This window comes from Limosilactobacillus secaliphilus (assembly GCF_001437055.1).
Lineage (GTDB): Bacteria > Bacillota > Bacilli > Lactobacillales > Lactobacillaceae > Limosilactobacillus > Limosilactobacillus secaliphilus.
The window spans coordinates 188,006-197,461 of record NZ_JQBW01000010.1 but is presented as its reverse complement, the minus strand read 5'-3'; the positions used below and the strand labels follow the sequence as shown (position 1 = coordinate 197,461).

The following is a 9,456-nucleotide window of genomic DNA, read 5'->3' as shown; positions in this document are numbered from 1 at the left end:
ATAGAGTGTCTGACTACGAATCAGAAGGTTGTAGGTTCGACTCCTACTGGGTGCATCTTTAAGGAGGAGCGTGGCAGTTATCTTTAATGATGGTTGTGGCGCTCTTTTTTAAAATTTTCGGAAATTAGCTCAGTTTGGTAGAGCGCTGCGTTCGGGACGCAGAGGTCGCACGTTCAAATCGTGTATTTCCGATTATGGTTGAAGCCTAATGTTAGCAATCTTTGCTGGCATTAGGCTTTTTTACTTGAATCAACAGTTTGAAATTGGGCACTGGTTTTAGTAATATATTAAATGAAAAGAGAGCAGTGAGGTGCGAGCTCACTACTCTCAATCGTGAATTTGGATGATTTTAGGGTTTTGAAAAGAGGCTAGCCGCGATGGTTAGTCTCTTTTACTATTTGGTAGGCCTTTGCAAATAGCAATGTCGCGCGGGCCAGCAACCAAATACCCACAGCCATTTGGACCGTTTCTGTTCCTCCAATCATTCCTAGCTTTCGGCATGATTACTCACCTCCGTGAAAATGGATTGTTGAGGGGTGACATATCATCCGATTATATTCACTCGGACAAACTTACTGAATAGCTAGTTCAGTGTGAACGTCCTGCAAAAATTATAACATGATGAACCGAATGACGGCTTATCCAAAATCGTCAGCTAATCAAGCAATAACGTAATTAATATATCAAAGGAGGGCTTCAGTCAGATGGATACTTTATATGAAAAGTTGCGGACTGACAACGACTTATCGAAAAGTGCACTATTGGCCATGGACAAATGGTTGAACGACTCGGGTGATTGGCAACCAAAACTGCGGCAGATCGTAGGTCAGCTCAGAATGTTGCCGGGCAATGCCGCTCAATATGGTGTCAATCAGACGCGGACTGTCCCGTCACCGTTGAAGGATAAGCGGATTGCCTTTTTGGGGAGCTCTGTTACCTGGGGCTTTGGCGCTTTAGGCGAATCATTTGTGGACTATTTGGCAAAGAAGGATGGGGTCGTACCCATCAAAGAGGCTGTGTCAGGGACCACTTTAGTCGACAAGAATGTCTTTTCCCCGCACGATTCCTATGTTGCCCGCTTGCAAACAATTGACCCAACAACCAAATTAGACGCCTTTGTGCTGCAGCTTTCCACCAACGACGCTAAGGGGCAGGCCGGTCCACTGGGTCAGATTAGTCAGACCGATGATTACGATGTGCGTACGATCACGGGAGCCATTGAATTCATCTTGCATTACGTGCAGGAAACCTGGTCTGTGCCAACCTTTGTCTATACTAATCCATATTACGATAACCAATTGTATAAACAGATGGTTGGCCGCTTATTGGCCTTGCAGCCGAAGTGGGGCTTTAAGATCATTGACTTGTACCATGATTCAACTTTGCCCCATGGCGGACCATCACTATACATGGCCGACGAAATTCATCCGACCCGAGCCGGCTATCAGCAGAAGTGGCTGCCCATCTTTGAACAAAAGTTGCAGGAGATATAAGTCGTCAGTTTTTAATAATGAAAGCGCTAACCTGCAGTGCCTATGTTAAAATTAGTCTGTATGATGCACATTTAAGGAGGCACATTATGAAGGCAATTCTGACTGTAGTAGGGCAAGAGAAACCAGGCATTGTTGCTCATGTCAGCACTTTCCTTGCCGACCGCAATATCAACATTTTAGACATTTCGCAGACGATTATGGACGACACGTTCACAATGATGATGCAGGTTCAGTTGAACGAAAACGATGATTTACAGGACCTGATTACCCAGCTGCGTGCATTGGGTAAGAAAATTGGTGTCGATATCAATCTGCGTAACGAAGAATTGTACCGGGCGATGCAGCAGCTGTAAGGAGGGTAATTATGGAGATTGAGCAAATTGAACAAACTCTCCGGATGCTGGATACTGAAAAGCTCGACTTACGGACGATCACGATGGGAATCAGCCTGTTTGACTGTATCGACAGCGATAGCGACCGCGCTTGTCAGAAGATTTACGACAAGATCACGACAAAGGCACGTGACCTGGTAAAAGTTGGCCAAGAGTTGGAATCCGAATACGGGATCACGATTGCCAACAAGCGGGTTGAAGTCACGCCAATTGCCATGATTGCGGCCGCTTCCGGCGATCGCGATTACGTTAAATACGCCAAAACTTTGGATCGGGCTGCTCACGAGATCGGTGTTGACTTTGTCGGCGGCTTTTCCGCACTGGTGCAGAAGGGCTATGCCAAGGGCGACCATGTGTTGATCCAGTCCTTGCCGCAAGCATTGGCTGAAACCGATCTGGTATGTGCTTCCGTTAACGTTGGTTCGACCAAGGCCGGGCTCAACATGGATGCCATCAAGGAAATGGGGCAGATTGTCGTCGACGCCAGCAAGAAAGACTACATGACCAACGCTAAACTGGTCACCTTCTGTAACGCCGTCGATGACAACCCGTTCATGGCCGGTGGTTTCTTAGGTGTTGGTGAACCTGACACGGTGATCAACTGTGGTGTTTCCGGTCCTGGAGTAGTGAAGGCCGCACTGGACAGGGTTGCTGGCCAGTCCATGGACGTGGTTGCGGAAACGATCAAGAAGACGACCTTTAAGATCACGCGTTTGGGACAACTGATCGGGTCAGAAGCGGCACGGCGGTTGAATACGCGCTTTGGGATTGTCGATCTGTCTTTGGCCCCAACGGCAGCGGCCGGTGATTCCGTAGCTGAAGTGCTGGAAGCAATCGGTTTATCCAACGTTGGTGTTCACGGAACCACCGCAGCTTTGGCCATGTTGAACGATGCCGTGAAGAAGGGCGGCATTATGGCCTGCAGCCATGTTGGTGGCTTGTCGGGCGCATTCATCCCTGTTTCTGAAGATGCCGAAATGATCAACAGCGTCGAGAACGGCTCCCTCCACTTTGACAAGTTGGAAGCCATGACGTCGGTATGTTCGGTGGGCCTGGACATGATTGCCATTCCTGGTGACACCGATCCAGCGGTTATTTCTGGTATGATGGCTGATGAAGCGGCAATCGGCATGATCAACAATAAGACCACGGCAGTACGGGTGATCCCCGTTCCTGGCAAGAAGGTCGGCGATACCGTTGAATTCGGTGGTCTTCTGGGTCATGCCCCGATCATGGATGTTGGCAAGGGATCAGCCAAGGCAATGGTTAACCGTGGCGGCACGATTCCGGCACCAATCCATTCATTCAAGAATTAACCTTACTTAATATGAAAGAACTCGTCCCAACTATGGAGGTTAGGGCGAGTTTTTATTTACGATATCGACATTTGTTACTCACGGGAAACAAGCAGTGGTAAGGCTTCATATATTAACCAAAAAGAAGGCCAAACTTTATTTGATAAAAAATGATTGCTCTTTAGCTAAAAAGTGTTAAGATACGTTTCTGGAATTGAAGTTTTTGAATCTTTTGCGACGGCGCTAAAAAGGTTAGATATTTTCTTATTAATGGGGTTTAAATCTCATCAACTTATTACTTGATATCTGGCCGAAATTGCAGTCATAATAAGGATGAAAGCCATTACAAATCAGGAGAAAGTCGAGAAAGGATTATGAGTGAAAAAGATCTACAATCAATGAGTTTTCGTGACCGTGCTTTATATGAATTACATGAAGAAGAAAAGGACAAGTATAGTCTGGTTAAGCCCCGCAAGAAGGACAAGAAAAAGAAAACTTATTGGGCACTAGTTCAATTTTCTGACGAATCCACGAAATGGTATCAGCTGCCGAAGAAATTGCAGCGTGGCTTGAAGGAATACCGTAAAATCCATCCAGAAGACTGGGATGAATTGCTGAAGGGTGATATTATCGACGTCCCTGTACGGGTTAATGGCCAAACTGAAACCCAGCCAGTTCGGATTTTGCGGATCAAGCGCAGCAAGCGTCAAGCGGATGCCAGCAATCGGATTACTCGTGACCAATTCCTGAAGCCAGAATATACGCGTTTTGGCATTGCTAAGTACGACCAAATGACCGATTACTTACGGCAAGGCAGTGAAAACTGCAGCCAGGCAACGATGGAGAAGCGCCTGCACAAGCTGGTTCCACCAGTTAAGAACAAGGCATATGACTTCATGCGTTGGTTGGTTATCGGTTAATTCATTAATCAAAGTAAAGCTCCTGTCATTCAGATGGATGGCGGGGGCTTTTACTTACTAATAGTTAGTGACACGATGAGCAAGTTTGTAAGGAACATTTATTGATCTTTGTTCACGATCAACGTCAATTTAATTAGGATTATTCTACGTTGCACAGCTCATAATCCCCGCCGTTAAAGGAACCAACGGGAATGTGACAAACTTGTTAAAAAATTCACATCACCTCTTGCATTTTCCAAAAACACTGCTATGATAATTTGTGTAAAGAGTAACAAAGATCTTGTTTTTAAAGGAGATTATCGCTTATGAAAGCTGCTGTTATTAATGATCCAGTAGACGGTTACGTTACTGTTAAGGATGTTAAGCTGCGTGATCTGAAGCCGGGTGAAGCTTTAGTTGACATGGAATACTGTGGTCTGTGTCACACCGACCTTCACTGTGCTGCCGGTGACTTCGGTAAGAAGCCAGGCCGGATTATTGGTCACGAAGGTGTCGGCCGTGTATCCAAGGTTGCCCCTGGTGTTACTAGTCTGAAGGTTGGCGACCGTGTATCTATCGCTTGGTTCTACAAGGGCTGTGGCCACTGTGAATACTGCCTGACTGGCCGTGAAACTCTTTGCCGCCACGTTCTGAACGCCGGCTACACTGTTGATGGTGCTATGGCTGAACAATGTATCGTTCCTGCCGACTACGCTGTTAAGGTTCCTGATGGCTTGGACCCAGTTGAAGCTACTTCCTTAACCTGTGCCGGTGTTACGATGTACAAGGCTTTGAAGGTTGCTGACATCAAGCCAGGTCAATGGGTATCCATCGTTGGTGCTGGTGGTCTGGGTAACTTAGGTATCCAATTCGCTCACAACGTATTTGGTGCTCACGTTGTTGCCGTTGATGGTAACCCTGACAAGCTGAAAGCTGCCAAGGAAAACGGTGCTGAAGTCTGCATCAACCGTCACGATAACAACGTTGACGAACAGATCCAAGAAAAGGTTGGCGGTGTTCACGCCGCAGTTGTTACTGCTGTTACTACTGCAGCCTTTGACCAAGCCGTTAACTCACTTCGTCCAGATGGCCGCTTAGTTGCCGTTGCTCTGCCACAAGGTGACATGAAGCTGAACATTGCTAAGACGGTTCTGGATGGTATCATCGTTGCTGGTTCTCTGGTTGGTACCCGTCAAGACTTGGCTGAATGCTTCCAGTTCGGTGCTGAAGGCAAGGTTCACCCAATCGTTCACACTCGCAAGCTGAGTGAAATCAACGACATGATCCAAGAACTGAAGGACAACAAGGTTGTTGGCCGGAACGTTGTTGACTTTGTTCACAACAAGTAATCTTAGTCATTAATAACGAATCTAATTCTTTCTAAACTCATATATTTAATTGCAAGCCCTGCATTGAAAAGGAGTCTCCAATATATTTGGAGGCTCCTTTTTATTTCTTAATAATCAGTAGCGAAAGCCCTTTTACTACTAGCCGTTAAGCAAAATATGGTATCATAATGGTCAGTATTAGTCAGATGATGGGAGATGATGTAAGTGGATCGTAAAAGCATTTCCGATGTGATCGAAAACTACTTAAAGTCAATTTTAGGCAATGATGAGCAGATCGAGATCAGGCGGTCTGAAATTGCCAATCATTTTGACGTGGTCCCATCACAAATTAACTACGTGATCAAAACCCGCTTTACCCTGCAAAATGGTTATCTTGTTCAAAGCAAGCGTGGTGGAGGCGGTTATATCCGCATTGAACGAGTCAAATTGCTGGATGACGTCGACGTCTTGGACATGCTGATCGATGCGATCGGGAGTTCAATTAGTGAGAACGACGCTTTCGACGTCATCAAGACTCTTTATCGCGAAAAGGTGATCAGTCGGCGCGAAGGTGACTTAATGCTGGTCGCGTTGTCCAAACATACCTTAGACATGAATGATCACAATGCCGAAAATAAACTGCGGGCACGACTGCTCGTTGCGTTCTTAAATCGCTTGCGCTACGAAAGCTAAGCGACGAATTAATACAAGGAGGAACTTATGCCAGATTTTCTGTACACACCAAATGCACAAGCCGCATTAAAAATTGCTCAAGAGCAAGCACGTTTGTTCAAACATCAAGCTGTCGGCACCGAGCATCTTCTGCTGGCATTGAGTTTGGAGAAAACTGGTGTGGCGGCCACTGCGCTGCATTTAATGAACATTAGCAGTGATGACTTAAAGGAAGAGATTGAACGGTTCACGGGCTACGGCACGATGCAGGGGTTGAATTCGCACAGCTACCTGCCGAACTCACCAAAACTGAATGAGATCTTGAACACGGCTGCACAGACGGCCCGCCAGCTGGGTGCAGAGCGGATCGGTACCGAGCACCTGCTTTTAGCCTTGTTAAGCGACGAACGCATCTTCTCATCACGGATCTTAATGAGCCTGGATGTGGATGTTGCCCAGGCGCGGCGGAATTTGCTGCGGCGGTTGGGTGTCGACCTTAACCAGCAAAGGCTCCGTAATCGTCGTCCGAACCGGAAGGGCACCCCAACCTTGGATAAACTGGCCCGTGACCTGACCAAAGTGGCCGCTGAGGAGTCACCAGATCCGGTAATTGGCCGTGATAAGGAAATCAAGCGGGTCATCCAAATTTTGAGCCGGCGGACAAAGAACAACCCGGTCCTGATTGGTGAACCCGGTGTTGGTAAGACAGCGATTGTTGAGGGCCTAGCTCAGTTAATTGCGGCTCACAAAGTCCCAGCTGAGTTGGATCATCACCGCTTAATGATGCTGGATATGGGTTCCTTAGTTGCGGGAACCAAATACCGTGGTGAATTTGAAGACCGCTTGAAGAAGGTCATTGAGGAAATCTACCAGGATGGCCACATTATCCTCTTCATCGATGAATTGCACACCCTGGTTGGTGCTGGTGGTGCTGAGGGTGCTATCGACGCTTCCAACATTTTGAAACCGGCTCTCGCACGTGGTGAGCTCCAGATGATTGGGGCAACGACCTTGGATGAGTATCAGAAGCACATTGAATCTGATGCTGCCTTGGAGCGTCGTTTCGCGACCGTGATGGTTGAAGAACCAAGCAAGGAACAGTCACTTTCCATCTTGAAGGGGATCCGGCCTAAGTACGAAAAGCACCACCATGTCGAGATTGAAGACGAGGCACTTAAGGCGGCTATCAACCTTTCCAGTCGTTACATCACGGATCGCTTCCTGCCTGACAAGGCGATTGACCTGATGGACGAAGCCTGCGCTATGGTTCATATCAACCAGGAAGGCCAAGACAGTCCGCATGCTAAGCAAGAACGGCAGCTGGCGGACTTGCGAAAGCAGAAGGAAGCAGCCATCCAGCAGCAAGACTTCGATACCGCAGCGCGCTTGCGGCATGAGGAATTGAAACTCAAGAAGAAGTTGGATCAAGCTGCTGCCCGGCGGCGTGAAAATGAATCAAAGGACGAATACTCCGCCCACGTCGATGCGGATGATATTGCTCAGATCGTATCGGAATGGACCGGGGTACCGCTGACCCAGTTGAAGCGTAAGGAAAGCGATCGTCTGATTCACCTGGAACGCGGCCTGCATGAACGGGTCGTTGGCCAAGACGAGGCGGTGTCAGCATTGGCACGTGCCATTCGGCGGGCCCGCAGCGGCTTGAAGGATCCTTCGCGGCCGATCGGTTCCTTCATGTTCTTAGGGCCAACCGGTGTTGGTAAGACTGAACTGGCCAAGGCGCTGGCGGCTGAAATGTTTGGCTCCGAAGACAATATGATCCGGATTGACATGTCTGAATACCAGGAACGTTACAGCGCCAGTCGTTTGGTTGGTGCGGCACCGGGTTACGTTGGTTATGAAGAAGGTGGCCAGTTGACCGAGAAAGTTCGGCAGCACCCTTATTCAGTGGTCCTGCTGGACGAAGTGGAAAAGGCCAATGTTGACATCTTCAACCTGTTGTTGCAGGTCTTGGATGACGGCTTCCTGACCGATTCCAAGGGTCGCCGAGTTGACTTCAGAAACACGATTCTGATCATGACCTCCAACTTGGGTGCTACCCAGCTCCGTGACCAGAAGACGGTGGGCTTCGGTGCCAAGGGCGTTCAACACGACTACCAAGCAATGAAGTCAGCCATTCAGGCTCAGTTGAAGCAACACTTCCGTCCCGAATTCTTGAACCGGATTGATGAGACCATCATCTTCCACTCGTTAACCAAAGATGACCTGCACCAGATCGTCAAATTGCTGACCAAGAAACTAATTGAACGCGTTAAGCAGCAGGGTATTCAACTACGCTTTACAAGCAGCGCTATTGATCACATTGCCGCTGACGGTTATAACCCTGAATATGGTGCCCGGCCATTGCGGCGTTCCATTCAGAACCTGGTGGAAGATCCGTTGAGCATGGCGATTTTAGATGGCGACATTCAGTCGGGTGACCGGGTGACGGTTGGTTCCCGACGCCATAAATTGACTTTCAGCAAAGAGAATTCGCAGCATGAAAAGCAATTAATCACGACGAAATAAGTCAAATAATTGATCAGGCACTCTTCATTAAATTCCTGGAAATATAGTTCACAATTGACTATAATATTTGGCGGGAAGATTCAAAAATTTATTGGGAGATAAATCATGAAGAGAACAGAACAGCTAGCAAAAACCAGAACCGCGATCATGGAGACCGCTACTAAACTATTTCTGAAAAAGGGCTATGCATTAACCTCAACTCGTGACATTGCAAAGGAAATCGGCATTACCCAGCCGGCTTTATATCATCATTTTAGTGATAAAGAGGTTTTATACCTGGATGTCTTGTCCGCACATTGCAGCAAGGTCCGGCAACAAATTAACCAGGTGATGCGCCGCGATAATTTGTCAGCGAAAGACCGGCTGTGGGAGATCACACAGGTCTTCACCAAAAATCACCCGAACAATGTTTACGACAGCTGGCGATCAACGGCTTCTCTGCTGAGCCCAAGTGGCCGGCGGAAGCTTGAGATCATCTTTATGATGGACTACATTGAACCAGTTTCAGAATTTTTCAAGCTGCCAGAAGCAAAATTGCGGCCAGACATTTTGCCGAAGGAAGCTGCTGAATTGTTCATTGCCGACTTGACTCCGCTGTTTGGTTCCCTGCAGCAGCTGGGTGGCAAGTCCATCAGTAATGAGCAACGGGGCAAGATTATCCTGGATGTCTTCTTAAACGGTGTGATGAAGCACTAAAAGCAAATAATCACCAGCAATCGTATTTCGACATGCTGGTGATTTTTTATTGCGTAAATTTTTTCGAAAAAAGTCAATGTAAGGGCTTTGCAAAGGTGCTTTGCGATTGACTTTGCCTGCATTTTGCCCTATATTATTAACGTATGTAGTTTGTG

General features: G+C 47.5%; 8 protein-coding genes and 1 tRNA gene. All 9 read left to right on the top strand.

The window, feature by feature from the left end; all coding sequences use genetic code 11:
* Positions 1–118: 118 nt before the first annotated feature.
* A tRNA-Pro gene (locus IV45_RS05815) sits at positions 119–192 on the top strand.
* A 512-nt stretch (positions 193–704) separates the two neighbouring features.
* Positions 705–1,493, top strand: coding sequence for an SGNH/GDSL hydrolase family protein (locus IV45_RS05810; protein ID WP_057741506.1), 789 nt, complete (start codon positions 705–707; stop codon positions 1,491–1,493).
* A gap of 86 nt (positions 1,494–1,579) precedes the next feature.
* A complete protein-coding gene (locus tag IV45_RS05805) occupies positions 1,580–1,846 on the top strand; it encodes an ACT domain-containing protein (protein WP_057741505.1) in 267 nt (88 codons plus the stop codon).
* 11 nt (positions 1,847–1,857) lie between these two features.
* Positions 1,858–3,201 carry a PFL family protein gene (locus IV45_RS05800; protein ID WP_057741503.1) on the top strand — a complete coding sequence of 448 codons (1,344 nt, stop codon included), beginning with the start codon at positions 1,858–1,860 and terminating at the stop codon, positions 3,199–3,201.
* Positions 3,202–3,554: 353 nt separating this feature from the next.
* Positions 3,555–4,100 carry a DUF7679 family protein gene (locus IV45_RS05795; protein WP_057741502.1) on the top strand — a complete coding sequence of 182 codons (546 nt, stop codon included), beginning with the start codon at positions 3,555–3,557 and terminating at the stop codon, positions 4,098–4,100.
* Positions 4,101–4,405: 305 nt separating this feature from the next.
* The gene (adhP, locus tag IV45_RS05790) at positions 4,406–5,428 is read left to right on the top strand and encodes an alcohol dehydrogenase AdhP (RefSeq protein ID WP_057741500.1); all 1,023 of its coding nucleotides are present in this window, start codon (positions 4,406–4,408) and stop codon (positions 5,426–5,428) included.
* A 204-nt stretch (positions 5,429–5,632) separates the two neighbouring features.
* On the top strand, positions 5,633–6,100 hold the full coding sequence (locus IV45_RS05785) for a CtsR family transcriptional regulator (protein WP_057741498.1): 468 nt from the start codon (positions 5,633–5,635) through the stop codon (positions 6,098–6,100).
* A gap of 27 nt (positions 6,101–6,127) precedes the next feature.
* Positions 6,128–8,605, top strand: a complete 2,478-nt coding sequence (locus IV45_RS05780) for an ATP-dependent Clp protease ATP-binding subunit (protein WP_057741496.1) — start codon at positions 6,128–6,130, stop codon at positions 8,603–8,605.
* A gap of 105 nt (positions 8,606–8,710) precedes the next feature.
* Complete coding sequence (locus IV45_RS05775) at positions 8,711–9,301, top strand: TetR/AcrR family transcriptional regulator (protein WP_057741495.1); 591 nt, start codon at positions 8,711–8,713, stop codon at positions 9,299–9,301.
* Positions 9,302–9,456 lie beyond the last annotated feature (155 nt).

What these genes read in the sequence shown, in the direction of transcription:
- adhP (WP_057741500.1), top strand. Translation starts at nt 4,406, where the DNA reads ATGAAAGCTGCTGTTATTAATGATCCAGTAGACGGTTACGTTACTGTT.
- IV45_RS05775 (WP_057741495.1), top strand. Translation starts at nt 8,711, where the DNA reads ATGAAGAGAACAGAACAGCTAGCAAAAACCAGAACCGCGATCATGGAG.
- IV45_RS05805 (WP_057741505.1), top strand. Translation starts at nt 1,580, where the DNA reads ATGAAGGCAATTCTGACTGTAGTAGGGCAAGAGAAACCAGGCATTGTT.
- IV45_RS05795 (WP_057741502.1), top strand. Translation starts at nt 3,555, where the DNA reads ATGAGTGAAAAAGATCTACAATCAATGAGTTTTCGTGACCGTGCTTTA.
- IV45_RS05810 (WP_057741506.1), top strand. Translation starts at nt 705, where the DNA reads ATGGATACTTTATATGAAAAGTTGCGGACTGACAACGACTTATCGAAA.
- IV45_RS05780 (WP_057741496.1), top strand. Translation starts at nt 6,128, where the DNA reads ATGCCAGATTTTCTGTACACACCAAATGCACAAGCCGCATTAAAAATT.
- IV45_RS05800 (WP_057741503.1), top strand. Translation starts at nt 1,858, where the DNA reads ATGGAGATTGAGCAAATTGAACAAACTCTCCGGATGCTGGATACTGAA.